The organism is Sphingomonas sp. AC411 (genome assembly GCF_979253035.1).
In genome coordinates this window covers 2,967,124-2,990,880 of the sequence record NZ_CEEDAQ010000001.1, presented here as the reverse complement: position 1 = coordinate 2,990,880, position 23,757 = coordinate 2,967,124, and the positions used below count along the sequence as shown (strand labels likewise).

Genomic DNA, 23,757 nt, shown 5'->3' with positions numbered 1-23,757 from the left:
GATCCCAAACCCGTTCGTCCTGAGTAGCCATCGAGTAGCGGCATCGCCGCGTATCGAAATGGCGTATCGAAGGACAGGTTGGTGCGCGGAACCCATGCTTCGATACGAGCCCTCGATACGCCGCTGACGCAGCTACTCGGTCTCTACTCAGCACGAACGGGGTAGGGAAGCGTGCGGGCTAGTTGCGCCGGGCGATTGCCTGGGACAACGCCACAACGGCCGCTTCCGCGACTACCCCCGGCATTGCCTGACGCCATGATAGCCCGCTCGGCGGTGCGGACGCGCTGGATCGCGGTGGCCAGCATCACCGGCGACCAGCGGCGCAAAGACCGCGCGGTGCTCGCCTCTTCCTTGAAGAATACGCGGTGGCGTTTCATGACTGTGTCGACCGCTTCCCCCGGTCGATCTCGCCGCGCATGTCGGCCAGCGCAATCAAGCGGCGGACGAGTTGGCGGAGCCAAGGGATCGGCGACGTGCCCGCCTCTTCGAGTACCGCCAGTTCGGCGCCGAGATCGTCGACCCGGCCTTCGATCACGGCATCGATCGCGCGGCTCATCTCCGCATCGCCTAGGTCCGCGCCGATCGCATCGAGCGCATGGTGATCGAGGTCCGCGGGGCGATCGGGCGCCGCGTCGAGATACAGCGCGAGCTTCTCGATCTCTCGGGTGATTACGGCGCGGTCGCCACCGGTCGTATCGACGAGGCGTCGCGCGACGCCGGGGGCAGGACGGAGGCCGTTCTCGCCTGCGATCGTCGTCGCTAGGCGTTCGGCGTCCTGCGCGGTCGGGGCGTAGCAGGCGAACGCCATCGCGCGCGGGGAGTCGATCGCGAGTTTGACGATTTTCGCGGTGGATTTGACAGTCGGGGCAATCGCGACGACCGGGTTGCCGACGCGCTCGGCCGCGAGCAGGTTGGTGAAGGCCTCCAGGCTTTCCTCGCCCGCCGAAGCGACGCTTACGAACCGAGCGCCTGCGAACAGCGACAGCGAGGCCGCCTCGTCGGTCAGCCGGCCCGGATCGCTCTTAAGTGTGGAGCCGTCGAGATCGACGCGTTCGGCATCCGCCCCCATTGCCTTGGCGAGCACGCGGGCAAGATCACTTGCACCGGCCTCGTCGGGGCCGTGGAGCAGGTACAGGCGGATGTCGCCGCTCGGTTTGGCCAGCGCACCGCGGATCTGGCCGGCGCTGGCCTTCACTTGGCGGGCGTGGTGGCCTGCGCCGCCGCGACCGCAGGCGTATTCCGCGCATACAGCGCAATACGCGCGACGATCTGGTCGGCGACGATCTGCGACAGGCGTTCGAGCGCGGTGTTCTCGGCCGCGATCGTCGCATATTCCGAGCGAACGACGTCGATGCCGGCGTCGGAGCCAGCAGTCGCGTCGAGCAGTACCGAGCCGTCGCCGATCCGTACGAGCTGATAGCGCGCGCGCAGAGTCCGGCGTTCGCGCGAGACGCTGTCGTCGGTGCGGACGCCGAGGCCGCTGATCTGGTCGTCGAGGCGGATGTCGATCCGGTAGAGTGCGGGCGCACCGTTCGACGGCAGGCGGTCGCGCAGGGCGGTGGCCATCAGCCAGCCGTTCTTGCCCGCGATCGGCGCGATCTCGACTTGGCCGAGCGCCCCTGCGACCGGACCGCTGCTGCCGCCCGCATAGAGCGGGTGCAGGCCGCAACCGGACAGCGTTACCGATAGCACGAGTGCACCGGCGAGGATCGCTAGGCGCTTCATGCGACGATGTTCACGAGACGGTCGGGCACGACGATCACCTTCCAGGGCGGCTTGCCCTCGAGCAGGCGGACGATCTTCTCGGAGGCGAGCGCGGCGGCTTCGACCTCGTCCTTCGGTGCGCCCTTGGCGAAGACGAGCGTGTCGCGGAGCTTGCCGTTGACCTGCACCGCGATCGTGACCTCGTCGTCGATCAGCATCGCCGGGTCGACGATCGGCCAGGCGGCGTCGGCGATCAGGCCGTCATTGCCGGCGGTCGCCCAGGCTTCCTCGGCGACGTGCGGGACCATCGGGCTGACGAGCAGGAGCAACGTCCGCACCGCCTGATCGCGGTCGGCGGAGGGCGGTGCCTTCTCGATCGCCGTGCACAAGGAATAGAGCCGCGCGACCGCCTTGTTGAACTGCAAGGCGTTGATATCGCTCTCGATACCGACGGTCGTGCGATGGCAGAGTTTCCGCAGTGCGATGTCGTCGCCCTCGGCCTTGGCGGCATCGTCGGACTCGATCAGACGCCAGAGACGCTGGACGAAACGCCACGCGCCTTCGATGCCGGATTCGCTCCAGGGTAGATCGCGCTCGGGCGGCGAGTCGGAGAGCACGAACCAGCGCACCGCGTCGGCGCCATACTGGTCGACGATCGGCTCGGGATCGACGGTGTTCTTCTTCGACTTCGACATCTTCGTCACGCGACCGACCGTCACCGGGCCGCCAGTCGCGATCTCGATATACCCTGCATCGGTCTTGCGGACCTTGTCGGGAGACAGCCACTTCGTCTTCACCGGTGCGTCGCTCGAATCGTCGTCGTCGGTGTCGGCCTCCGGCTGCGCGTCGCCGGCGTCGCCTCGGCTATAGGTCTCGTGCGTGACCATGCCTTGGGTGAACAGCCCGGCGAACGGCTCGGCGATGTCGAGCATGCCGATATGCTTCAGCGCGCGCGTCCAGAAGCGGGCGTAGAGCAGGTGCAGGATCGCATGCTCGACGCCGCCGATATACTGGTTGACCGGCAGCCACTTCTCCGCGCCCGTCCGGTCGAACGGCTTGGCGTCCGGCTGGCTGGCGAAGCGGATAAAATACCACGACGAATCGACGAACGTGTCGAGCGTATCGGTCTCGCGCCGCGCGTCCGCGCCGCAGGACGGGCAGGGGACGTGCTTCCAGGTCGGATGGCGATCGAGCGGGTTGCCGGGGATGTCGAACGAGACGTCCTCGGGCAGCACGATCGGCAGCTGGTCCTTGGGCACCGGCACCGCGCCGCACGCGTCGCAGTGGATGATCGGGATCGGCGTGCCCCAGTAACGCTGGCGGCTGACGCCCCAGTCGCGCAGGCGGAACACGGTGGTGCCCTTGCCCCAGCCTTCGCCCTCGGCACGTTCGATCACGACGCGCTTGGCGTCCTCGATGTCCATGCCGTCGAGGAAGTGTGAGTTCACGATGGTGCCGGCGCCGGTCCAGGCGGTGTCGCCGACGAACACCGGCGCCTCGTCATCGCCTTCGCTGACGACGCGTTTGACGGGCAAATCGTATTTGCGCGCGAAATCGAGATCGCGCTGGTCATGCGCGGGCACGCCGAACACCGCGCCGGTGCCGTATTCCATCAGCACGAAGTTGGCGATGTAGACGGGGAGTTGCCACGTCTTATCGAGCGGATGCACCGCGCGGAGGCCGGTGTCGAAGCCGAGCTTTTCCTGCGTGTCGAGTTCCGCTGCGGTGGTGCCGCCGCGCTTGCAGAGTTCGATGAAGGCCGCTGCTTCGGGGTTCGTCGCGGCAATGGCGCGCGCGATCGGGTGATCGGCGGCGACCGCGACGAAGCTGGAGCCGAACATCGTATCGGGGCGCGTCGTGAACACCTCGACGCTCTCTATTCCTCTTCCGCTTGCGGGAGGGGTTAGGGAGGAGCTGAGCCTTCCTCGGACGGCGCGTTCGCGGATATTTCGGTCCTCCCCGACCCCTCCCGCAAGCGGGAAGGGGCAGTGAGTTGGAACTTGAACTGCAGGCCCTGGCTGCGGCCGATCCAGTTTTCCTGCATCAGCTTGACCTTGTCCGGCCAATGCTCGAGCGCGCCGAGCCCGTCGACCAGCTCGTCGGCGAAATCGGTGATTTTCAGGAACCACTGCGACAGCTTCCGCCGTTCGACCAGCGCGCCTGAGCGCCAGCCGCGACCGTCGATCACCTGCTCGTTGGCGAGAACGGTCATGTCGACCGGATCCCAGTTGACCGCCGATTCCTTGCGGTAGACGAGCCCAGCCGCGAACAGGTCGAGGAACAGCGCCTGCTCGTGCCCGTAATATTCGGGCTCGCAGGTCGCGAGTTCGCGCGTCCAATCGAGCGCGAAGCCCAAGCGCTTCAGCTGCGCCTTCATCGTCGCTATGTTGGCGCGCGTCCAGTTGCCCGGATGCACGCCCTTTTCCATCGCCGCATTCTCTGCTGGCATGCCGAACGCGTCCCAGCCCATCGGATGGAGCACTTCCATGCCCTTCATCCGACGGAACCGCGCGAGCACGTCGCCCATCGTGTAGTTCCGGACATGCCCCATATGGATGCGCCCCGACGGATAGGGGAACATCTCGAGCACGTACGAACGCGGCTTGGTCGACAGGTCATCCGCGGCGAACGTCTTGCGCTCGTCCCAGACCTTCTGCCACGCCGCGTCCGCCTTCAACGCATTGAAACGCGACGCCATTATTGTGTCCTCAGCCCGCGATCGAGGCGCGGCGCAGGTCGCGGGCCTTGGTCAGGATGATGTCCTCGAGCTTCTGCGTGGTCGCGGCCTGGACCGGCGACGACACCCACTGGCCGTTGCGGTTGACTTCGCGGAGCGCGGCGACGCGCAGCGCATCGGCACGCAGATCCTGATCGAGGATCGACACGGTCACCTTCATGCGCTCGGTCGGGGTCTGCGGGTTGGTGTACCAGTCGGTCACGATCACGCCGCCGTTGGAATCAGTCTGGAGCAGCGGCATGAAGCCGAGCGTGTCGAGGCTCGCGCGCCACAGATAGCTGTTCACGCCGATCGTCGTGATCTTCGACGCGGCGAGATCCGCCTGGGGACGAGCGGAACCGCCGCCGCAAGCGACGAGAGGCAGGGCAAACAGCACGACTGCGATACGCGAGCGGCGGAACATGGGCATCATCCTGGCAAGAAAATCTGCCTCATGCTCTACAGGCCAGCCCGCGCGCCTGCAAGCAGACGCCCGCATGTGCGAACGGTGCCGCGCCGGGCAGGCGATTCGCGTTCGGATACGTCCGATTCGGTAGCGCTATCGCGGCGATATGTGTGCTGATTGCAACACTGTCCGACAATTCGGCGACGAAGAGGCAAATACGCCGGTTCTGCGGCCTTTGCTCTGGATCAATTCATGTTAGATGCTGTTTAACAGGATCCGATTACGGGATCTCGAAGGACAGATTCGTTGTGATGACGCGTGGGGGAATATTCGGGGTGGTTGCCGGGGCGCTTGTCGCCACCGCCGCAATCGTCGCGCCCGCGTTCGGTGCCAGCGAACAGTCCGCGCGCATCGCCAAGCACAACGTCGCTTCTGTTCGCGGCATCGGGTCGTTCACCCCCGCCGCCGCCGATCCCCGCCTTGCCGCGATGTTCGCGCGCGGTGGCTTCGACGCCGGCAGCTTCCGCTTCACGCCCGCCGAGACCCGGCAGGACAACCGTGCGGTAACCGTCGCGGTCCGTGCGCAGACCAACCGCGGCATCGCGAACACGGCCAGCCTCGCATCGACGACGCCGACCGTCGGCATCGCGCCGATCGCGTACAACCTCGGCATGTCGGTCGGCTGGAAGCGGTTCGCGATTTCGGGCGACGTGAACAAGCTTGATCTGGGTGGCCTGCCGGGCAGCCGCCAGGCGGCCGACCTGGCAATCAGCTACAGCGCCAAGCGTTTCAGCGGCACCGTCAAGGCTGCCGCGGATCGTCCGCTGGCAAACACCTCGAACCTGATCGAGGAAACGCCGAGCTATTCGGTCGATCTCGGCGGCTCCTACTCGCTGACGCGTAACCTGGCGGTGACGGCGGGCGTCCGGTATCGCTCGGACCGCGAGCGTTTCGTCAAGGTCGACGACGATCGCCGGGATAGCCAAGCCGTATATCTGGGAACCGCCTTCCGCTTCTGACCGACCGAGTAGCGGCGGTTCGTCGTAGTGCTCGACCGGATTTCGCCATTTGTGGGTGAAACCCAAACCCTCGCCCATCGCCGCCTCCGGCGTCTCTCCGCATCACCTCCACCCCGTCACCCCAGCGAAAGCTGGGTATCCCTCGATACAGGTGAAGCGTGCCACACGATGAGATCCCAGCTTTCGCTGGGATGACGGGCGGGGTGGGCAGCGTGGTGCCGGAAATTTGCTGGCACCTTCGGGTCGAGCAGCTTTGCAGAGCGGGTGGTGAAGTTTAGCAGACCGCGAGCCAACCAGCCGCCAAGTCTAATAGGGCACCCAAACCTAGCGGACCCATGCGTCGATCGCCGCCCAGCCATGAAACCCGAACCGTCGGATCCGCCGCCAGCGCGACTCGTCCATCCCGCCCAGCGCAATCACCGGTATCCCAAGCCCGCGCCCGATCCGCATCGCCTGCGCTAGCCCAAGCCCGGACGCTCCCGCATGCGACCGCGTGGCATGAACCGGCGACACGAACAGCACATCTGCTCCCGCGCGCCGCCCCGCCAAGGCCTCCGCGCGATCGTGCGCCGGCCACGTCCTGATCCGCCACGTTGCTCGAGTCCGCACCCGCCCATGCACGCCATCCGCCGCGATCGACGACGCCCCGGCCACGACCACGACCAGTCCGCGTGCGAACGCGACTCGCTTTATCCGCCGCAGCATCGCCCGCCGCTCGCCTGCAGGCGTCGCATAATGGCGAAACACCACCCCGGATCCCGGTGGCACCCTGCGCAAAGCCGCCCACAATACGTCCCCCATCCGCTCATCGGTCATCAACCAGCGCTCGGGGATGGGCTTTCGGACCGTCACGCCGCTGCCTATAGCGCCCGGCATGACATCTGACGACACCACGCCGCTCGCGTCCATCCGCACCCGGATCGCCAAAGCCGCCGAGATCGCCGACCGCCGGGTGACCGACGTCACGCTGATCGCGGTCTCCAAGACGCACCCGGTCGCGGCGATCGAACCGCTGCTCGCCGAGGGCCAGCGCGTGTTCGGCGAGAACCGCGTCCAGGAAGCCGCGGAGAAGTGGCCGGCCTTGCGCGAGGAATATCCCGGCGTCGAACTGCACCTGATTGGCCAGCTCCAGTCGAACAAGGCCGCCGAGGCCGTCGCGCTGTTCGACTGCATCCACGCGGTCGACCGCCCGTCGCTGGTCGATGCACTGGCCAAGGCGATGACCGCGAGCGATCGCCGCCCGGACTGCTTCCTCCAGGTCAACATCGGCGACGAACCGCAAAGGGCGGCTGCGCGATCGCCGACCTGCCCGCGCTGGTCGAGAAGGCGCGTGCCGCCGGACTGCCGATCGCCGGGCTGATGTGCCTGCCGCCTGCCGATATCGAACCGGCGCCGTATTTCGCGCTGTTGGCGAAACTCGCGCGCGATCACGGGCTGACCGGTCTGAGCATGGGCATGTCCGACGATTTCGAGACCGCGGTGACGATCGGCGCGACCCACGTCCGGATCGGTAGTGCGCTGTTCGGTGCGCGGGGGACGGGCGCATGAAGTTCGACGCACTGTTGTTCGACTTCGACGGCGTGCTGATCGACAGCGAAGCCGTCGGCAACCGCCACATCGCGGAGTGGCTTACCGCCGCCGGACATCCGACGACGGCCGACGAGTCGATGGCGAACTTCATGGGGCTCGCCGGGCCGCAGTTCATCGACGCGGTCGAGCGTTGGATCGACCGGCCACTGACCGATGACTTCTATGCGGCGCGCAAGGCCGAGGACGAGCGGGTGATGGCGGCGGGCGTCGACGCGATCGAGGGTGCGGTGGCGTTCGTCCGGTCGCTTCCCGCCGATTTGCCCAAGGCGATCGTCTCGTCGAGCCCGGTCAGCTGGATCGCGCGGCACCTGGAGCATATCGGCCTGCGCAACGCGTTCGGCGACCACCTCTACAGCGGCCGCGAACACGTGACGAACGGCAAGCCGGCGCCTGATCTGTACCTGTTCGGGGCGCGGCAGCTTGGGGTCGATATCGCGCGAACGGCGATTCTTGAGGACTCGCCTGTGGGTGCGACCGGGGCTGTGGCCTCGGGCGGCTACGTTATCGGCCTGTCGGCGGGGTCGCATTGCAATGCCGAGCACGGCGCGCGGTTGAAGGCGATCGGCGTCGATGCGCTGGCGGAGAGCTTCGACGACGCGGCGCGGCTGCTGGCTTAGACGCGGTCGACGTTCAGTCGTCCTACCCCAAAAAGGTGCAGGCTCCCCTCCCTGAAAGGGAGGGGCAGGGGGTGGGTAGGCCGGCTTTGGCCGCGACAGTACGGTGATACGGAAGCCTACCCACCCCGACCCCTCCCTTTCAGGGAGGGGGAAGTTGTGGACATTTCGATGCTGGCCCCTGCGCTGGCAGGTGGTAGTTAGCCCCGCTTCCGCCGCCAGATGGCGCCGATCCCCGCGACCAGGTCATACGGGATCGCCGCCGCCTCTCGCGTCCGCATCTTGAGCTGGTACCGTCGGCTGCCGCCATGCGGCACGTGGATCGCGCTCGCGGGCATGCCGAGCATCGCGAACAGCATGCGGATACGCGGCTGGTGATAGCCGTCGGTGCAGATCATGCACTGCGCATACTTCCCCGCACGCGCAAATGCGGTCGCAGCGACGACGCTCTGCAACGTATCCACGCTGGCTTCGTCGAGATGGATTCGCGACGGATCGACCGTTTCCGCCAGCACGCCGGCCATCACCGATGCCTCCGAAGGCCCATGCGTCCCCTTCGCGCCCGAGCAGAACAGGTCCGCATCGACGTACCGCGCCGCCGCCGCCGCCGCGAACGCGATGCGTCGCGCGAGCGTCGGGCTGGGGCTGCCATCGGGACGAACGGCAGCACCGAACACCACGATCAGGCGCCGGGAGGGTGGTGGCGAGGGCGGACTGTCGGTCAGAACTGATGCCCCGTACGATCGCGCTTGGTCGCGAGATACTGCGCGTTGTGCGGGTTCGAGGGCAGGAAATGCGGCACGCGCTCGATCACCGTCACGCCCGCCGCCTCCAGCCCCGCAACCTTGGCCGGATTGTTCGTCAGCAGGCGCACCTCGCGCTGCCCGAGCAAATTCAACATCCGCGCCGCCACCCCGAAATCGCGCGCGTCGACTGCAAAGCCAAGCCGCGTGTTCGCGTCGACCGTGTCGAATCCCTGGTCCTGCAACGCATAGGCGCGCAACTTGTTGACCAGCCCGATCCCGCGCCCCTCCTGCCGCAGATACAGCAGGATACCCCACCCGCTATGCTGGATCGCGTGGATCGCAGCGTGCAACTGCGGCCCGCAATCGCATTTGAGACTGCCGAGCACGTCGCCCGTCAGGCACTCGCTATGCAAGCGGACCAGCGGCGGCTGGCCGTTGGGCTGGCCGATCAGCAGCGCGATGTGCTCGTCCGCGCTTTCCGGTGATCGGAAGGCAACGATCTCCGCATCCTCGGCACCTTGGACCGGCAACCGCGCACGCGCCGCCAGCGTCAGGCGGTTGGCATCCTCATGCGCGTCGATATCGGCGTGCGTGATCGACACCTCGGGTTCACCGGTGCCGAGGAAGAACGCGGGTAACAGCCCGGCGATCCGCGCCAGCCGCAATGCCGCGGCGGCGGCGTCGGGATCGCCCAAAGCGATCGTATGGAACGGACCCTTCATCGAGGTCGCCAGGTCGAACTGCGGATCGGCCAGCGCGGTCGCCGCGGCGAAATCGATCCACGGCGCGCGATCGACCAGTACCGGCTCGGTCGGATCGGCCGCCGCAAGTTGGTTCGCCAGCTTCAACGTCGCCGCGCGCCCCGACGAGATCAGGACGCCGCCATTCCCGTCGGGGTCGAACGCCGCCAACCGGTCAGCATCCGCCGTCTCGACCGCCAGCAGCACCAGCCCGTCGATCGCGATCGGCCAGCCACGCCGCAACGCATCGACCGCACGCGCTGCTGCGCGCGGGTTCAAAACGCGAACTCGGTCATGATCGGGACGTGGTCGGACGGTTTCAGCCAGCTCCGGCAGCGTTCATAGACGTGATGCGACACCGCGGCTTCGGCGGCAGCACCGGTCGCCCACATATGATCGAGCCGACGACCGCGGTCCGACGCTTCCCAGTCCTTCGCGCGATAACTCCACCAGGTGAACAGTCGCGCGGGCGCAGGATGAAAGCGGCGGCCGAGATCGACCCAGTCGCCCGCCGCCTGCAACCGGCCGAGCGCCTCGACCTCGATCGGCGTGTGGCTGACGACGTCGAGCAACTGCTTGTGGCTCCACACGTCCGATTCGAGCGGCGCGATGTTGAAGTCGCCGACGAGAATGGTCGGGCCGGGGAGCGTTTCCGACCAAGTCGTCATGCGTTCGATGAAATCGAGCTTCTGGCCGAACTTCGGGTTCACTTCGCGGTCGGGCACGTCGCCGCCGGCCGGGACATAGACGTTCTCTAGGCGTACGCCGTTTTCGAGCCGTACGCCGATATGACGCGCCTCACTGTTCGCCTGCCAGTCGAACCGGTCGTCCTCGACCAAGGGCACGCGGCTGAGGATCGCGACGCCGTGGTGCATGCGCTGCCCGTGAAGCACGATATGCTCGTAGCCGAGCGCGCGGAACGCCTCCAACGGGAAGTCGCCGTCGATGACCTTGGTCTCCTGCAGGCACAGGATGTCGGGTTGCTCGTCACGCAGGAACTGCTCGACGATGGCGATCCGGAAACGGACCGAGTTGATGTTCCAGGAGACGATCTTCACGGCCGCGATGTAGCGTTGCGCGGGGATGGGGACAAGGAAGGGTGCGGCGAAGGGTGGGGCGCGACCGCAGCGCTTTATCCCGGGGAAGGAAACGCGATTATCGTGGGATCGACAATGGGTCCCAAACGCGCCGCTATTTCTCGTCGGCCGCTATTTCTCGTCGGTGGTCAGCTTCACCTTGTTCGGCAGCTTCTTGCCCTTGGTCCGGCGCGAGGGCAGCTGGACCGGGTTCTTCTTCTTCCACTGCGCAAACGTCATCGGGCCTTCGGGCGTTTCAATGATCGTGTCGTCGATCGAACTCATGCAAATTCCTCCGGCAAGCCCAACGCACAAGCGTAGCGAAAGGGGAACCCTCGAAGGGGTGGTTCATTCTATCGGGGAAAATGGTGCGGCCAAGAAGACTCGAACTTCCACGGGCTTTCGCCCACAACGACCTCAACGTTGCGCGTCTACCAGTTCCGCCATGGCCGCCCATGAAACATCACCGGGCGGACCCGGCATCTGGTAGGCGAGCGCCACTAGCAAGGGTTTGAACGCTACGCAACGGCCTTTGCGAAAAAGCGTTCGTCCGGTACCGGAAACGATGCCCCGCTTCCTTTTTTCGACCGATACCAGAGCCGAAACGCGGCGCGTTCTCGCGCTGGCGTGGCCGGTGATGCTGACCAGCCTCAACTGGACGATCCTGCACGTCACCGACGTGATCGTGGTCGGGCTGGTCGGCGCGCACGAGGTGGCGGCGCTGGGGGCGAGCCGATCGCTGACGTTCATCGCGATCGTCACCGGGCTTGCGTGGCTGTCGGGCGTGCTGGTTCATACCGCACGCGCCGACGGGGCGGGGATCTGCCGCGGACCGGGCAGGTGCTGCGCGAGGGGCTGGTCCTCGGCCTGTTGCTCGGGCTCGTCGTCGGCGGCGTCATGTTCGTGTTCGCGGATCCGATGCTCGCCGGGATCGGCGTCGCGCCGGGACTGGTCGAGCCGGCGGGGCGGGTCGTCCGCGTCATGGCCTTCACCTATCCGCCGCAATTGATGATCGTCGCCGCCAGCTTCTTCCTGGAAGGCGTCAGCCGACCGCGGCGCGTCGCGGTGGTCAACCTGTCGATCCTGCCGCTCAACGCGGTGCTGGCCTGGGCAATGTCGGGTGGTCATTTTGGCTTGCCGGCGATGGGCGCGGTCGGGGCGGCGACGGCCACGGCGATCGCGTCGGGGCTCGGCGCGGTCGGGATGATCGCCGCCGCGCTGACCTTGCCGCGGGCGAAGGAGCGCGGCGTTCGGCGAATCGATGCGGCCGCATGGCGCGGGGTGCCCGCAGGTATCGCCGCGCTCGCGGTATTCGGGATCGTCCCCGCGGTCGCGTCGGGGCTGGAGCTGGCCGGCTTCTCGATCCTGATCGCGCTGTCCACGCAGTTCGGCGACGACGTGGCGCACGCCTTCCAGATCGTGTTCTCGGTTCACAACGTCACGTTCGCGCTGGCGCTCGGGCTTGGCTCGGCCTGTGGCGTCCGCGTCGGCAATGCGGTGGGCGAAGGAGAGCCCAAAGCCGGTATCTCGCGCGCGCTGATCGCCACCGGGCTGTCGATGCTCGCGCTGGGTGCGTGCGGGATCGTGCTCATCGTCGCGCGCGGGCCGATCGTCGCGGCGTTTCCGTCGGATGCCGCCACTCACGCCGTTGCGCTGGCGATGCTGCCGGTGTGGGCGCCGTTCATCCTGTTCGACGGCGCGCAGGTGGTGCTGGTCTACGCGCTCCGCTCGCTCGGCGATCAGGTGGTCGCGGGGTGAACAGCATCGTCGCGTATTTCGTCGTCACCGGCGGGGCCGGCTGGTGGATGGTGCATGCGGGGGTTGGACCGATGGCACTGGTCTACGCGTCGGGGCTCGGGATGCTGACGGCGGCGGTACTGCACGGGGGCGGTTCTGGATCGTGAGCCGGCGGTTGCGGCGCGCTTAATGTATCCTCCCCCGCAAGGGGGGCACCGCAGGTGACGGAGGGGAGGAACGCGCAACGCTTGTCGCCTTTCTCCCCTTCCGTCTGGCAAGTGTTAGCCACCTCCCCTGGCGGGGGAGGATCGAGCTGTTATCGCGTCGCTTCGCCTGCAAAACTCAGTTCGAGGCGCTTCGAGTTCGCAGGTACGTTCAGCGTCGCCGAGTTGAAATCGATCGCGCCGCCCGGCGCCAGCGTCCGCTGCTGCGGGGTGATCGTCCAGCTATAGACCAGCCGGCCCTGCGCATCGCGGAGTTCGGCGCGGATGTCGGGTACGCGCTGGCGCTGATTGGACGGGTTGGTGACCTGGCCGCTGACCGCGAACAGCTCGGAGCCGTTATCCAGCTCGCGCCGTTCGATCGGATTGTCGCGCAGGCGCAGCGGCGTCTCGTCGCTGCCAATCCCGAGCCCCAGCTTAGCCGCGACGCCCGGTGCACCCAGATACACGATCGCTCCCGCTGCGATCAGCATCAGCAACCCGGCGAGAACCGCCACGATCGTCCAGCGCCGCGTGGTGTTGCGGCGCGGGCGAAACGGCGGTTGCTCGGTGACCGGTGGAAAAGTCGGCGCGGCATAGGTCGGCGCGCTTGCAGCCTCGGGCGTCGCCGGTGCGGCCGTTGCCGGGGCAGGAGGCGCGAACGGCACGAATCGTTCAGCCGGCTCTGCGATCGGTGTCCGCGGCAGTGGAGCCAGCGGTGGCGGGGCAGGCGCGAGCGGGGTCGGTTCGGGCAGGTCGAGCGTGTCCTCGACCACCGGCGCGGCGGCCTGGAACCAGCTGTGCCGGCAATTGGCGCAGCGCACGGTTCGTCCGTCGGTCCCGATCGCGCTGTCGGGCACCAGATAGCGGGTGCTGCACTCGGGACATTGGAGGATCATGGATACGCTTCGCCAGCGGCCGCCGGAGCGCGACCGTTCTTGCGCCGAATAAGCACGCCGCCGACGGATGTGGCAAGCTTGAAGCGGCCCGCGCTTTCATGCGAAAGCGCCGATACGGGCATTGGCACGGGCATCAAGCGGGCGAAAGCGGGCGCAACCACGTCATGGCGAATATCGTCCAATTCGAGAATGTCGGGCTTCGTTACGGTACGGGTCCGGACGCTGGACCGGAGACGCTGTCGGACGTCAGCTTCACCTTGCGCAGCGGTGCGTTCTATTTCCTCACTGGCGCGAGTGGCGCCGGCAAGACCTCGCTGCTGAAGCTGCTGTATCTCGCGCAACGGCCGACGCGCGGCGTGATCCGGCTGTTCGGCGAGGATGCGGTGGTGTTGTCGCGCGATCGCCTGCCCGGGTTCCGGCGCCGGATCGGCGTGGTGTTCCAGGATTTCCGGCTGGTCCCGCATCTGTCGACCTGGGACAATATCGCGCTGCCGTTGCGGGTGGCGGGCATGCCCGAGGCGGATATCGAGCAGCCGGTGCGCGAGATGCTCGCCTGGGTGGGGCTGACCGAGCGTGCCGATGCGCGGCCGGCGACGCTGTCGGGTGGCGAACAACAGCGCGTCGCGATCGCGCGCGCGGTGATCGCACGCCCCGAGATCCTGGTCGCGGACGAACCGACCGGCAACGTCGATCCCGACATGGCCGAACGGCTGCTGCACCTGTTCGAATCGCTCAACAAGCTGGGGACGACCGTCGTAGTCGCGACGCACGACTTCCATCTGCTGGGGCGGATACCGGGGGCGCAGATGATGCGGCTCGATCGCGGGCGGCTGCTCGATCCGACGGGGTCGCTCCGCTACCCGCCGACGCGGCCCGAATGATCGGTCGCGCCACCAAAGCGCGGTCTTCGGCCGAACGCCGCGTACTCGACGAAGCCGGCGGCCTGCGCGCGATGACGTGGGTGATGGCGATCATGCTGTTCCTGACGATGCTCGCCGCGGCACTTGGCCTCGCGACGGCGGGGGCGGCGCGACTGCTCGATCGACAGTTGGCAGGGCGGTTGACGGTGCAGATCGTCGATGGCGATCCGATGCGCCGGGACGTGGCCGCTGCGCGCGTGCTTGCCGCCTTGCGCAGGATGCCAGCGGTAGCGAAAGCGACGCCGGTCGATCGCGCCGAACTGACGCGGTTGCTGCAACCCTGGCTTGGTTCGGACGGCGCCGATCCGCAATTGCCGGTGCCAGCGATGATCGACGTCGACCTCGCCGATCATGAAGGGGCGGCGGCCGCGCGTGTCGCGGCCACGGTGCGGCGGCTCGGCCCAACCGTCCGCGTCGATCGTCATGAAAGCTGGATGTCGCCCGTCAACGACGTCATGCGCTCGCTGACGTTTCTCGCACTGGCGCTGGTCCTGCTGATGGCCAGTGCAACGGCTGCCGTCGTCGTACTCGCCGCGCGCGCCGGGCTCGAGACGCACCGCGCGACGATCGCGGTGATGCACATGCTCGGCTCGACCGATCTTCAGGTCGCGCGGCTGTTCCAGCGGCGGATCGCGCTCGACGCAACGATCGGCGGCGCCGGGGGCGGTGTCGTCGCGCTGCTGGTGGTCGGGTTCATCGGCATCCGATTGCACGGATTGGGCTCCGAACTGCTCGGCGGCGTGACGCTCGGCGGGGCCGACTGGGTGATGCTCGCGCTGCTCCCGGTCGCGTTCGTTGTCCTCGCCACGCTCGCCGCCCGTGTTACGATCGTGCGCGCGTTGAGGCACATCCTGTGATCGTACGGTTCTTCGGCATCCTGGGTCTCGCCTGGGCATTCGGGTTCGCGGTGTTCATGCTGATGCTGCCCAAGCCGCTCGACGGTTTCACGACGGATGCGATCGTCGTGCCGACCGGCGGGGCAGGGCGGATCGACCGCGGCATCGCGCTGCTCCGCGATCACCAGGCGAAGCGGATGCTGGTGACGGGGGTCGCGCCGGGTGTGCGGCCGATTGATCTCGCGCTCGAATACCGGACGTCGCCGGCGTTGTTCGCCTGCTGTATCGATCTTGGCGGCGACGCGGTCGATACGCGGTCGAACGCTGAGGAGACCGCGCAGTGGGTGCGGGTGCACAAATACCGGTCGGTGCGACTGGTGACGTCGGACTGGCATGTCGCACGCGCCCGGATGGAGCTGTCGGCGGCGCTCGACAAGAATGTGGTAATTCTCGGCGACGGCGTGCCCGGTACGCCTAGGCTCGGGACCTTGGTCAACGAATACAACAAGTTGATCCTTCGCCGGATCGCGTTGTGGATTGGATATGGCGGATGATCTGGCTGCGTAACTGGGCGTTCATGCTCGTTTTCTACACGATCTCCGTGCCGATCGTGGTGACCGTGCCGATCTCGGCGCTGTTCGGCTCGCGCGCGGTGATCGTGCATTCGACGATCTGGACTCGCTTCCATCGCTGGTGCGCGCGCGTGATCCTGGGCGTGCATATCCGCGTCGAGGGGACGCGACCGACCGAGCAGGCTTTCTACGCCTGCAAGCACCAAGCGATGTTCGAGACGCTCGAGTTGCAGGCGTTGCTCGACGGCCCGGCGATCGTGCTGAAGCGCGAACTGGCGGATATCCCTGCCTGGGGTTGGGCGGCGCGCAAATACGGCGCGATCGTGGTCGACCGCGAAGCGTCGGCCAAAGCGATGCGCAACATGATGCGCGAAGCAAGCGCGGCGAAGGCGACGGGCCGATCGATTCTAATCTTTCCCGAGGGGACGCGCGTCTTGCCCGGTGAGCATCCGCCATTGAAGCCGGGGTTTGCCGGGCTCTATCGCGCGCTGAAGATGCCGACGGTGCCGATCGCGTGCGACAGTGGGCTGGTGTGGCCGAAGAAGGGGCCGAAGCTGCCGGGGTGATCACCTTCCGGTTCGGCGAGGTGGTGCCGCCCGGTCTGCCGCGTGAAGAGGCCGAGCAGCGGGTTCATGCGGCGATGAACGCGCTGGATTAGGTCGGAACGCGAGCACCTCTCGGCCGTCACCCCGGCAGAGGCCGGGGCCCAGTTGGGCGACGCCGCTAATGTGCGTTGTGCGCTGTTACTTCGGCCTAACCAACTGGGCCCGGCCTCCGCCGGGGAGGTGCGCTTCTAAACGGTACGGTGGCTCCAGCTCAGCCGTGCGTACGCCCGAAATCCTGCACGTCGTCGTCCTGCCCCTGCTCGACGATACTCCGTCGGATCGCCCGAGTCCGCGTGAACAGGTCGAACAGCGCATCCCCATCGCCCCAGCGGATCGCGCGCTGGAGATGGCTCAGGTCCTCCGAGAAGCGCTGCAACATCTCCAGCACCGCCTCGCGGTTGTTGAGGAAGATGTCGCGCCACATCGTCGGGTCCGACGCCGCGATGCGCGTGAAATCGCGGAACCCGCCGGCGGAATATTTGATGACCTCGGACTGGGTCACTTCCTCGAGATCACCGGCCGTGCCGACGATCGTATAGGCGATCAGGTGCGGCAGATGGCTGGTGACGGCGAGGACGCGGTCGTGATGCTCGGGTGCCATCGTCTCGACCTGCGCGCCGAGCCGCCGCCAGAATTCGGAAACGCGCTCAACCGCGACCGGGTCTGCACCTTCGGGGGCGTGACGATGCACCAGCGGTGGCGGAACAGTGTCGCGAAGCCGGCTTCGGGGCCGCTTCGTTCGGTGCCGGCGACCGGATGCGCGGGGATGACGATCGCGTTCGGCAGCGCCTCGGTGAGCGCGCGGACGATCTCGGCCTTGCAGCTGCCGACGTCGCTGACGACCGCGTCGGCGGGAGTTCGGCCGCGAACTCACGCGCGACATCGCCCATGATGCCGACGGGGACGCACAGGATTACGAGGTCGGCGTCGATCACCGCGGCCCCTGCCGAACCCGCGACGTCGTCGCAGAACTGCAGCCGGTCCGCCGTTTCGCGCACGCTGGCGTCGGCGTCGTAGCCGGTAACGCGGACCGTCGGCATCGTTTCCCGTACCGCGCGCGCCACTGACGAGCCGATCAGTCCCAGCCCGATGATCGTGACGCGCGCGAACGGCAGCATCAGGCGCTTTCGACCAGATTGCGCAGCGCCGCGGTGACGCCGCGCGTTTCGTCCTCGGTGCCGATGGTGATGCGCAACGCGTTCGGCAGGCCCTGGCCCGGCAGCCAGCGGACGATATAGCCCGCCTCCATCAGCCCGTGATAGGCGGCGTCGGCGGTCAGCTTGCCCTCGAACAGCACGAGCACGAAGTTCGCCTTGGACGGTACGCAACGAAGCCCGGCATTGCCCATCTGCCCGATCTGCTCGACGAACCAGCCGCGCCACTGATCGTTATGCGCGCGCGTTGCCTCGACGAAGGCGGTGTCGGCGATCGCGGCGACGGCGGCGGCCTGGCCCGCGGTGGTCACGTTGAACGGTGCGCGGATGCGGTGCATCGCGTCGATGATCGGCGCGCAGGCATAGCCCCAGCCGATCCGCTCCGCCGCCAGCCCGTGGATCTTCGAGAAGGTCCGCGTGACCAGCACGTTCGCCTCGGTCATCGCCAGCGCAAGGCCGGCATCGTCTTCTTCCGGCGACAGATATTCGGCATAGGCCTGGTCGAGCACCAGCAGCACCGACTTCGGCAACCCCGCATGCAGGCGCGCGATTTCGGCGCGGGGCGTGAACGTGCCGGTCGGGTTGTTTGGATTGGCGACGAAGACGACGCGGGTGCGTTCGGTGACCGCTGCGAGGATCGCGTCGACGTCGGTGGCGTAGTCGCGGTCGTCGACGATGACGGGTTCGGCACCGACGCGCCGCGTCGCGATCTCGTAGACCGCGAAGCCGTAGCGGACGTGGATGATCTCATCGCCGGGGCCCGCATAGGCGCCCGCGACCAAGTGCAGGATCTCGTCCGAGCCGGTGCCGTAGATCACGCGTGCCGGATCGAGGTCGTAATGCGCCGCCAATGCCTCGCGCAGGGCGGTCGCGCCGGCGTCGGGGTAACGTTCCAGCGTCCGGTCGGCGGCATCGAACGCGGCCTTGGCCGCGGGGCTGGTGCCGAGCGGGTTTTCGTTCGACGACAGCTTGATCACCGTGCGGCCATCGTCGGTCGTCGAGCGACCGGGCGTGTACGGCGCGATCCCCAGGATCCAGGGCTTCGGCGCGGGTGCGGGCATGATGTTTGTCATGGCCGCGGGACATAGCGGGCGCGGTGGCGCGGTGGCAAATATTTGTGCGTGGATGGGATGGTGTTTGGCCAAGGTCGGCATCGAGTCCGTCCGCTCCCCGTCATCCTGACGAAAGTCAGGACCCAGAGCCACGGAAGTCATCGCTCGTTACCCTGGGTCCTGACTTTCGTCAGGATGACGGAGGAGGGGGACGGATGACGGGACGGTTCGGCTAATCCCCCGCCAGGGGAGGTGGCGCGAAGCGACAGAGGGGAGGGTGATGCAACAGCGGTTTTCCTTTCCTCCCCTCCGTCTGGCAAGCGCCAGCCACCTCCCCTGGCGGGGGAGGATCGAGGATGCGGCGCTGGCATGACGGCGGGCGCTTATGGTAGCGCGCGGCATGCTCGACACGCCTGCCATCGACCCCAGCACCGGCCACGACACCGACCAGCGCTTCGGCCTCGCGCGGCGCGTCACGTTGCCGGGACCGCTCAGGCTCGATGGCGGCGTGCTGCTGTCGCCGGTCGACATCGCGTACGAGACCTATGGTACGCTCAACGCCGACGCCTCCAACGCCATCCTCATCTGCCACGCGCTGACCGGCGACCAGCATGTCGCCTCCAATCACCCCCGCACGGGCAAGCCCGGCTGGTGGACACGGATGGTCGGCGAGGGCAAGCCGATCGACCCCGCGCGGCACTTCGTCGTCTGCGCGAACGTGCTCGGCAGCTGCATGGGCTCGTCGGGGCCGGCGACGATCAATCCGGCGACCGGGCGGCCGTGGGCGATGGGATTCCCGGTCATCACGATCCGCGACATGGTGCGCGCGCAGGCGATGCTGCTCGATCATCTCGGCGTCGCGGTGCTGCACGCGGTGGTCGGCGGATCGATGGGCGGGATGCAGGCGCTGAGCTGGCCCGCGACCTTCCCCGACCGCGTGAAAGCGTGCGTCGTGATCGCCTCGACCGCGCGCCATACCGCGCAGAACATCGCCTTCCACGAGGTCGGCCGGCAGGCGGTGATGGCCGACCCGAACTGGCGCGGCGGCGAGTATCATGACGACGCCGCGCCGACCGCGGGTCTCGCGGTCGCCCGAATGGCGGCGCACATCACGTATCTGTCGGAAGCCGGGCTGACCGAGAAGTTCGGTCGCCGCCTCCAGGCGCGCGATGCGAAATCGTTCGGGTTCGATGCCGATTTCCAGGTCGAGAGCTATCTGCGCCACCAGGGGCTCGCCTTCACCGACCGGTTCGATGCGAACTCGTATCTCTACATCACGCGGGCGATGGATTATTTCGATCTCGCCGAGGAGCATGGCGGGCTGCTCGCCAACGCGTTCCGCGCGACCAAATCGCGGTTCTGTCTCGTCAGCTTCGACACCGACTGGCTGTACCCGACTGCCGAGTCGCGCGCGATCGTCCAGGCGCTGAACGCAGCCGGCGCGCCGGTCAGCTTCGTCGAGCTGTCGAGCCCCTACGGCCACGACGCATTCCTGCTCGAGGCGCCCGATCTCAACCGGGTCGTCGACGGTTTCCTGAGGGCAGGGCGATGACGATCATCCTTTCGGACGACCCGAGTCGGTTGCAGATCGACCGCATCCATGGCTGGCTGGCAAGCAGCTATTGGTCGCCGGGAATCGAACGCGATCTGGTCAAGCGCGCGATCGCCGGCTCGCACTGCCTCGGGGCGTATCGGGACGACGCGCAAGTCGGGTTTGCGCGGATGATTACCGATCATGCGACCTTCGCGTGGCTCGCCGACGTCTGGGTCGAGGAGTCCGTGCGCGGGCAGGGGCTCGGGCGGCGTATGGTGAGTTGGTTCCTGGATCATCCATCGTTCGCCGGGCTGCGGCGGATCGGCCTCGTTACCGCCGACGCGCACAGTGTCTATGCTGGCCTCGGCTTTCATCCGCTGGTCCGCGCCGATCGCTACATGGAACGGCTCGCCCCGGCCTCGCCGAGCAATTACGGACCGCACCATGACCTTACGGACCGACCTCGCCGTCATCGCCGAGAACGTCGCGCAAGGCAGTCGCGTGCTCGATATCGGCTGTGGCGACGGTGCGCTGATGGCGGCACTCCGCGACACCCGCGACGTCGATGCGCGCGGACTGGAGATCGATGCGCACAACGTCGCTTCCGCGGTCGCGCGCGGGCTTTCGGTGATCCAGGGCGATGCGGATATCGACCTCGCCGGCTATCCCGATGGCAGCTTCGATTACGCGATCCTCAGCCAGACGCTACAGACCGCACGCGCGCCCGACCTCGTGCTCGATCACCTGTTGCGGATCGGTCGGCGCGCGTTCGTCAGCTTTCCTAATTTCGCCCACTGGCGCGTGCGGCTGTCGCTCCTCTGGGGTGGTCGCATGCCGGTGACGCGGCAATTGCCCGAGAGCTGGTACGACACGCCGAATATCCACCACGTCACGATCGACGATTTCCGCGCCTTCGTTAAGGCGCGCGGGATCATCGTCGAGGACGCCTGGTTCCTGTCCGGTGACAAGCGGACAGGCGCGGGGGCGCCAATCTGCTGGCCGAGCACGCGGTTTTCCTGCTGCGGCGGTAATGATCCAGCGATAAATGTAATATTATGTCGCCGAATACTGATCGAGATCAGTATCGCCACGGAACCGATCGGTCGGCGACCGGTTAACACGCCGATGACCAAGACCGCCCTCATTGTCGAAGACGAGATTTTCGTCGCACTCGACCTCGAGAGAATCCTCACCGATGCCGGCTACGGCGTCGCAGGGATCGCGGCTGATCGCGAGAGCGCGATCGCGGCGGCGCCCGGGTGCAGCTTCGCGTTCGTCGATATCAATCTGCGCGATGGCGCGACCGGGCCCGAGATCGCCAAGCGCATGTCGGACGAATACGGCGTCAAGGTCGTGTTCGTCACCGCCAATCCCGCGCAGATCGGCGATGCGGAATGCCTCGGCTATATTCGCAAGCCGTTCAGCGACGCGGCGATTCTGGCTGCGGCCGCGCTCGCCTGCGACGAGCAGCCGGCGATCAACGACGACGTCATCCGGATCGTCTAGCGGCTGAACGCGGCCTTCGGGATATCGAGCACGACGGTCAGGCCCGAGTCGTTCCAAATGCGCTCGATCTTGCCACCCAGTTGACGCACGGCACTCATCTCGATGAGCTGCGTACCGAACCCGGCTGGCGTCGTCGGTTCGATCACGACGGGCCCACCGTCCTCGCTCCAGGTCAGCGTTACCGTGTCGTCGCTTGCAGCTACGGCGATCCGGACGGTGCCCAGTTCGGTGGCGAGCCCGCCATATTTGGTCGCGTTGGTCGCCAGCTCGTGGAACAACAGCGCCAGCGGCGTGGCGGAGCGATCGTCGATCGCCACGTCGTCGCCCGATACGATCACGCGGATGCCATCGACGCGCTGATACGGCTCGAACAGCTCCTGCAACAGGCCGTGCAGGCTGTTCTGCGCCGCGGAGGGGCGTGAGTTGGCGCTATGGGGCCGGACGAAGTCGTGCGCGCGGCCGAGTGCGGTAATGCGGTGGCGCAGGTCGGTCGCGATGCCGGCGAATTCGGGTTTGCCGCGTGCGGCGAACGCGATCAGCCCGGCGATTACCGCGAAGATGTTCTTGATGCGGTGGCTCAGTTCCTGGCTGATGACCTCGCGCTCTTCATAGGCGAGCTTTTGTTCGTGGATGTCGGTGCACGTCCCGAACCAGCGCTGGATCGCACCGCTTTCGTCGCGCACCGGCAGCGCGCGGCCGAGTACCCAGCGATAGGTGCCGTCGAAATGCCGCAGCCGGTATTCGATATTGTACGGCTCGCCCGTGTCGAGCGAGTGACGCCACAGCGCCCAGGCACGATCCTGATCCTCGGGGTGGAACATGTCGTTCCAGCCCTCGCCGTCGGTCGTCCCCACGGGCGTGCCGGTAAATTCGTACCAGCGGGCGTTGAAATAATCGTGGAAGCCGTCGGGCAGCGTCGACCACACCATCTGCGGCATGGTGTCGGCGAGCGTGCGGAACTTCAGGTCGCTCGCCTCGAGCGTACGACGCGCCTCGGCCTCGGCCATCGCCTGCTCGCGCGCGGTGCGGCGATCGTCGAGCCGGCCCATCGCGGCCTTCGCGAGCAAGGTCATCCCGTCGCGCTGGAACCGGTTCAGCCCCTCGCGCGGATCGGGCGCCAGCACGCACAGCGCGCCGAGCGGCACGCCTTCGCTGGAGACCAGCGGCGCACCCGCGTAAAACCGCACATAAGGCGGCCCGGTCACCAGCGCGTTGTCGACGAAGCGCGGGTCCTCCTGCGCGTCGGGCACTTCCATCACCTCGTGATGGTGCATCGCGTGCGCGCAGAACGACATGCTGCGCGGGGTCTGCTCCAGATCGGTGCCGGTGCGCGACAGGAAACGCTGATACTCTTCCTCGACCAAGCTCAGCAGCGCGACCGGCGCGCCGCAAAGCTCGGCCGCGAACGACACGATGTCGTCCAACTGGCCCTTCGCGCGCGCGCCCGCCACGTCGTAGGACGCAATTACGCGCGCGCGTGCGACCTCGTCGAACGTGGTGGTCGGCGGTAGAGACGTCAGCGCCGTCACGGAGATCAGAACGGCACGTCGTCGTCGAGATCGTCCGAGAAGCCGCCGGTCTGGCCGAAGCTGCCACCGCGCGCACCGCCACCGCCGCCCGAGGGCGCGCCGCCGCCACGGCTGCCACCGCCGCCGTAACCGCCGCCACCACCCGACGAACCACCGCCGAAGTCGTTGCCGCCACCGCCGCCGGCCCAGTCGTCGCCACCGCCGCGGCTACCACCACCGCCGCCCGCGCCGCCGCCCTGGCCGCCGTTAGGACCGTCGAGCATCGTCAGCACGCTGTTGAAGCCCTGCAGCACGATCTCGGTCGAATATTTGTCCTGGCCCTGCGCGTCCTGCCACTTCCGGGTCTGGAGCGCGCCCTCGATATACACCTTCGAGCCCTTGCGCAGATACTTCTCGGCGACGTTCGCCAGACCTTCGTTGAAGATCGCGACCGAATGCCATTCGGTCTTTTCCTTGCGCTCGCCCGACATCTTGTCCTTCCAGGACTCGGACGTCGCGATGCGCAGGTTGACGACCTTGCCGCCGTTCTGGAACGCCTTGCTCTCCGGGTCGCGACCCAGATTGCCGACGATGATGACCTTGTTGACGCTGCCTGCCATGAT

The 23,757-nt window shown here is 67.1% G+C and carries 24 protein-coding genes, 1 tRNA gene and 6 pseudogenes; 14 read left to right on the top strand and 17 right to left on the bottom strand.

The annotated features are described in order from the left end of the window. Positions 1–143 precede the first annotated feature (143 nt). Genes AC0IX7_RS15350 through AC0IX7_RS15325 form a run of 6 tightly spaced genes read right to left on the bottom strand, consistent with a single transcriptional unit; the run spans position 144 to position 4,844 of the window. Positions 144–377, bottom strand: coding sequence for a hypothetical protein (locus tag AC0IX7_RS15350; RefSeq protein ID WP_471812684.1), 234 nt, complete (start codon positions 375–377; stop codon positions 144–146). Beyond that, positions 374–1,195, bottom strand: a complete 822-nt coding sequence (gene holA, locus AC0IX7_RS15345) for a DNA polymerase III subunit delta (protein WP_471812682.1) — start codon at positions 1,193–1,195, stop codon at positions 374–376. Before holA ends, AC0IX7_RS15350 begins: the two co-directional genes overlap by 4 nt. Next, entirely contained in the window at positions 1,192–1,725 is a 534-nt protein-coding gene (gene lptE / locus AC0IX7_RS15340) for an LPS assembly lipoprotein LptE (RefSeq protein WP_307087948.1), read from the bottom strand. The genes holA and lptE overlap by 4 nt, the downstream gene beginning before the upstream one ends. Then, positions 1,722–3,569: a leucine--tRNA ligase gene (leuS, locus tag AC0IX7_RS15335; RefSeq protein ID WP_471812680.1), complete on the bottom strand. Its 1,848-nt coding sequence runs from the start codon at positions 3,567–3,569 to the stop codon at positions 1,722–1,724. The genes lptE and leuS overlap by 4 nt, the downstream gene beginning before the upstream one ends. A gap of 38 nt (positions 3,570–3,607) precedes the next feature. Next, positions 3,608–4,402 (bottom strand): class I tRNA ligase family protein, encoded by a 795-nt coding sequence (locus tag AC0IX7_RS15330; RefSeq protein ID WP_471812678.1) that lies wholly within the window; start codon positions 4,400–4,402, stop codon positions 3,608–3,610. Between the two features lie 10 nt (positions 4,403–4,412). Continuing rightward, positions 4,413–4,844 (bottom strand): DUF3576 domain-containing protein, encoded by a 432-nt coding sequence (locus tag AC0IX7_RS15325; RefSeq protein ID WP_187502496.1) that lies wholly within the window; start codon positions 4,842–4,844, stop codon positions 4,413–4,415. Positions 4,845–5,137: 293 nt separating this feature from the next. On the opposite strand from AC0IX7_RS15325, the gene AC0IX7_RS15320 reads away from it, so the two are divergent. Continuing rightward, a complete protein-coding gene (locus tag AC0IX7_RS15320; protein WP_187502497.1) occupies positions 5,138–5,845 on the top strand; it encodes a hypothetical protein in 708 nt (235 codons plus the stop codon). Positions 5,846–6,169: 324 nt separating this feature from the next. Here the strand turns inward: AC0IX7_RS15320 and AC0IX7_RS15315 are convergent, their stop codons facing one another. Continuing rightward, positions 6,170–6,697 (bottom strand): thiamine phosphate synthase, encoded by a 528-nt coding sequence (locus tag AC0IX7_RS15315; protein ID WP_471812677.1) that lies wholly within the window; start codon positions 6,695–6,697, stop codon positions 6,170–6,172. 22 nt (positions 6,698–6,719) lie between these two features. Between AC0IX7_RS15315 and AC0IX7_RS15310 the strand changes: the two are divergent. Together AC0IX7_RS15310 and AC0IX7_RS15305 are read left to right on the top strand one after the other, a co-directional pair. Continuing rightward, positions 6,720–7,393 (top strand): annotated as a pseudogene (locus AC0IX7_RS15310) (YggS family pyridoxal phosphate-dependent enzyme). After that, on the top strand, positions 7,390–8,052 hold the full coding sequence (locus AC0IX7_RS15305) for an HAD family hydrolase (RefSeq protein WP_471812675.1): 663 nt from the start codon (positions 7,390–7,392) through the stop codon (positions 8,050–8,052). Before AC0IX7_RS15310 ends, AC0IX7_RS15305 begins: the two are co-directional and overlap by 4 nt. Before the next feature lie 197 nt (positions 8,053–8,249). On the opposite strand, the gene AC0IX7_RS15300 is transcribed toward AC0IX7_RS15305, so the two are convergent. From AC0IX7_RS15300 to AC0IX7_RS15280, 5 genes are all read right to left on the bottom strand, one after another. Further along, the gene (locus AC0IX7_RS15300; RefSeq protein ID WP_471812673.1) at positions 8,250–8,726 is read right to left on the bottom strand and encodes a YdcF family protein; all 477 of its coding nucleotides are present in this window, start codon (positions 8,724–8,726) and stop codon (positions 8,250–8,252) included. Positions 8,727–8,770: 44 nt separating this feature from the next. After that, positions 8,771–9,814: a GTP cyclohydrolase II gene (ribA, locus tag AC0IX7_RS15295; protein WP_471812672.1), complete on the bottom strand. Its 1,044-nt coding sequence runs from the start codon at positions 9,812–9,814 to the stop codon at positions 8,771–8,773. Then, positions 9,811–10,593, bottom strand: coding sequence for an exodeoxyribonuclease III (locus AC0IX7_RS15290; RefSeq protein WP_471812671.1), 783 nt, complete (start codon positions 10,591–10,593; stop codon positions 9,811–9,813). Before AC0IX7_RS15290 ends, ribA begins: the two co-directional genes overlap by 4 nt. 150 nt (positions 10,594–10,743) lie before the next feature. After that, a complete protein-coding gene (locus AC0IX7_RS15285) occupies positions 10,744–10,896 on the bottom strand; it encodes a hypothetical protein (RefSeq protein WP_175518116.1) in 153 nt (50 codons plus the stop codon). An 81-nt stretch (positions 10,897–10,977) separates the two neighbouring features. After that, positions 10,978–11,064, bottom strand: a tRNA-Leu gene (locus AC0IX7_RS15280). A 184-nt stretch (positions 11,065–11,248) separates the two neighbouring features. On the opposite strand from AC0IX7_RS15280, the pseudogene AC0IX7_RS15275 reads away from it, so the two are divergent. The 3 genes and pseudogenes from AC0IX7_RS15275 to AC0IX7_RS15265 all read left to right on the top strand — a co-directional run. Next, positions 11,249–11,661: pseudogene (locus AC0IX7_RS15275) on the top strand (MATE family efflux transporter); the annotation flags it as partial. 63 nt (positions 11,662–11,724) lie between these two features. Further along, positions 11,725–12,369 carry an MATE family efflux transporter gene (locus tag AC0IX7_RS15270; protein WP_471813901.1) on the top strand — a complete coding sequence of 215 codons (645 nt, stop codon included), beginning with the start codon at positions 11,725–11,727 and terminating at the stop codon, positions 12,367–12,369. Continuing rightward, positions 12,366–12,515 (top strand): hypothetical protein, encoded by a 150-nt coding sequence (locus tag AC0IX7_RS15265; protein WP_471812670.1) that lies wholly within the window; start codon positions 12,366–12,368, stop codon positions 12,513–12,515. Before AC0IX7_RS15270 ends, AC0IX7_RS15265 begins: the two co-directional genes overlap by 4 nt. A gap of 149 nt (positions 12,516–12,664) precedes the next feature. Here AC0IX7_RS15265 and AC0IX7_RS15260 read toward each other — a convergent pair whose 3' ends face one another. After that, entirely contained in the window at positions 12,665–13,447 is a 783-nt protein-coding gene (locus AC0IX7_RS15260; protein ID WP_471812669.1) for an MJ0042-type zinc finger domain-containing protein, read from the bottom strand. A 164-nt stretch (positions 13,448–13,611) separates the two neighbouring features. On the opposite strand from AC0IX7_RS15260, the gene ftsE reads away from it, so the two are divergent. The 4 genes and pseudogenes from ftsE to AC0IX7_RS15240 all read left to right on the top strand — a co-directional run bounded on the left by ftsE (position 13,612) and on the right by AC0IX7_RS15240 (position 16,433). Then, complete coding sequence (gene ftsE / locus AC0IX7_RS15255) at positions 13,612–14,328, top strand: cell division ATP-binding protein FtsE (protein ID WP_332796933.1); 717 nt, start codon at positions 13,612–13,614, stop codon at positions 14,326–14,328. Next, on the top strand, positions 14,325–15,224 hold the full coding sequence (locus AC0IX7_RS15250; RefSeq protein ID WP_471812668.1) for a cell division FtsX domain-containing protein: 900 nt from the start codon (positions 14,325–14,327) through the stop codon (positions 15,222–15,224). Before ftsE ends, AC0IX7_RS15250 begins: the two co-directional genes overlap by 4 nt. Next, on the top strand, positions 15,221–15,757 hold the full coding sequence (locus AC0IX7_RS15245; protein ID WP_471812667.1) for a YdcF family protein: 537 nt from the start codon (positions 15,221–15,223) through the stop codon (positions 15,755–15,757). The genes AC0IX7_RS15250 and AC0IX7_RS15245 overlap by 4 nt, the downstream gene beginning before the upstream one ends. After that, a pseudogene (locus tag AC0IX7_RS15240) lies at positions 15,754–16,433 on the top strand (lysophospholipid acyltransferase family protein). The gene AC0IX7_RS15245 and the pseudogene AC0IX7_RS15240 overlap by 4 nt, the downstream one beginning before the upstream one ends. 158 nt (positions 16,434–16,591) lie before the next feature. On the opposite strand, the pseudogene AC0IX7_RS15235 reads toward AC0IX7_RS15240, so the two are convergent. Together AC0IX7_RS15235 and hisC are read right to left on the bottom strand one after the other, a co-directional pair. After that, a pseudogene (locus AC0IX7_RS15235) lies at positions 16,592–17,498 on the bottom strand (prephenate/arogenate dehydrogenase family protein). After that, positions 17,498–18,595, bottom strand: a complete 1,098-nt coding sequence (hisC, locus tag AC0IX7_RS15230) for a histidinol-phosphate transaminase (protein ID WP_471813899.1) — start codon at positions 18,593–18,595, stop codon at positions 17,498–17,500. The pseudogene AC0IX7_RS15235 and the gene hisC overlap by 1 nt, the downstream one beginning before the upstream one ends. Before the next feature lie 376 nt (positions 18,596–18,971). On the opposite strand from hisC, the gene metX reads away from it, so the two are divergent. From metX to AC0IX7_RS15210, 4 genes and pseudogenes are all read left to right on the top strand, one after another. Continuing rightward, positions 18,972–20,138, top strand: coding sequence for a homoserine O-acetyltransferase MetX (gene metX / locus AC0IX7_RS15225; protein WP_471812666.1), 1,167 nt, complete (start codon positions 18,972–18,974; stop codon positions 20,136–20,138). Then, positions 20,135–20,539: pseudogene (locus AC0IX7_RS15220) on the top strand (GNAT family N-acetyltransferase); the annotation flags it as partial. The gene metX and the pseudogene AC0IX7_RS15220, both read left to right, overlap by 4 nt. 25 nt (positions 20,540–20,564) lie before the next feature. Continuing rightward, positions 20,565–21,151 (top strand): annotated as a pseudogene (gene metW / locus AC0IX7_RS15215) (methionine biosynthesis protein MetW). A 94-nt stretch (positions 21,152–21,245) separates the two neighbouring features. Continuing rightward, positions 21,246–21,626 carry a response regulator gene (locus AC0IX7_RS15210; protein ID WP_471812665.1) on the top strand — a complete coding sequence of 127 codons (381 nt, stop codon included), beginning with the start codon at positions 21,246–21,248 and terminating at the stop codon, positions 21,624–21,626. Here the strand turns inward: AC0IX7_RS15210 and AC0IX7_RS15205 are convergent. Beyond that, positions 21,623–23,155: a sensor histidine kinase gene (locus AC0IX7_RS15205; protein WP_471812664.1), complete on the bottom strand. Its 1,533-nt coding sequence runs from the start codon at positions 23,153–23,155 to the stop codon at positions 21,623–21,625. The genes AC0IX7_RS15210 and AC0IX7_RS15205 overlap by 4 nt on opposite strands. Positions 23,156–23,160: 5 nt before the next feature. Further along, positions 23,161–23,754 (bottom strand): single-stranded DNA-binding protein, encoded by a 594-nt coding sequence (gene ssb, locus AC0IX7_RS15200; protein ID WP_471812663.1) that lies wholly within the window; start codon positions 23,752–23,754, stop codon positions 23,161–23,163. Positions 23,755–23,757 lie beyond the last annotated feature (3 nt).

What these genes read in the sequence shown, in the direction of transcription:
- AC0IX7_RS15350 (WP_471812684.1), bottom strand. Translation starts at nt 377, where the DNA reads ATGAAACGCCACCGCGTATTCTTCAAGGAAGAGGCGAGCACCGCGCGG.
- ftsE (WP_332796933.1), top strand. Translation starts at nt 13,612, where the DNA reads ATGGCGAATATCGTCCAATTCGAGAATGTCGGGCTTCGTTACGGTACG.
- AC0IX7_RS15250 (WP_471812668.1), top strand. Translation starts at nt 14,325, where the DNA reads ATGATCGGTCGCGCCACCAAAGCGCGGTCTTCGGCCGAACGCCGCGTA.
- AC0IX7_RS15210 (WP_471812665.1), top strand. Translation starts at nt 21,246, where the DNA reads ATGACCAAGACCGCCCTCATTGTCGAAGACGAGATTTTCGTCGCACTC.
- hisC (WP_471813899.1), bottom strand. Translation starts at nt 18,595, where the DNA reads ATGCCCGCACCCGCGCCGAAGCCCTGGATCCTGGGGATCGCGCCGTAC.
- AC0IX7_RS15325 (WP_187502496.1), bottom strand. Translation starts at nt 4,844, where the DNA reads ATGTTCCGCCGCTCGCGTATCGCAGTCGTGCTGTTTGCCCTGCCTCTC.
- AC0IX7_RS15285 (WP_175518116.1), bottom strand. Translation starts at nt 10,896, where the DNA reads ATGAGTTCGATCGACGACACGATCATTGAAACGCCCGAAGGCCCGATG.
- ssb (WP_471812663.1), bottom strand. Translation starts at nt 23,754, where the DNA reads ATGGCAGGCAGCGTCAACAAGGTCATCATCGTCGGCAATCTGGGTCGC.
- AC0IX7_RS15260 (WP_471812669.1), bottom strand. Translation starts at nt 13,447, where the DNA reads ATGATCCTCCAATGTCCCGAGTGCAGCACCCGCTATCTGGTGCCCGAC.
- AC0IX7_RS15305 (WP_471812675.1), top strand. Translation starts at nt 7,390, where the DNA reads ATGAAGTTCGACGCACTGTTGTTCGACTTCGACGGCGTGCTGATCGAC.
- AC0IX7_RS15320 (WP_187502497.1), top strand. Translation starts at nt 5,138, where the DNA reads ATGACGCGTGGGGGAATATTCGGGGTGGTTGCCGGGGCGCTTGTCGCC.
- metX (WP_471812666.1), top strand. Translation starts at nt 18,972, where the DNA reads ATGGTAGCGCGCGGCATGCTCGACACGCCTGCCATCGACCCCAGCACC.
- AC0IX7_RS15270 (WP_471813901.1), top strand. Translation starts at nt 11,725, where the DNA reads ATGTCGGGTGGTCATTTTGGCTTGCCGGCGATGGGCGCGGTCGGGGCG.
- lptE (WP_307087948.1), bottom strand. Translation starts at nt 1,725, where the DNA reads ATGAAGCGCCTAGCGATCCTCGCCGGTGCACTCGTGCTATCGGTAACG.
- AC0IX7_RS15330 (WP_471812678.1), bottom strand. Translation starts at nt 4,402, where the DNA reads ATGGCGTCGCGTTTCAATGCGTTGAAGGCGGACGCGGCGTGGCAGAAG.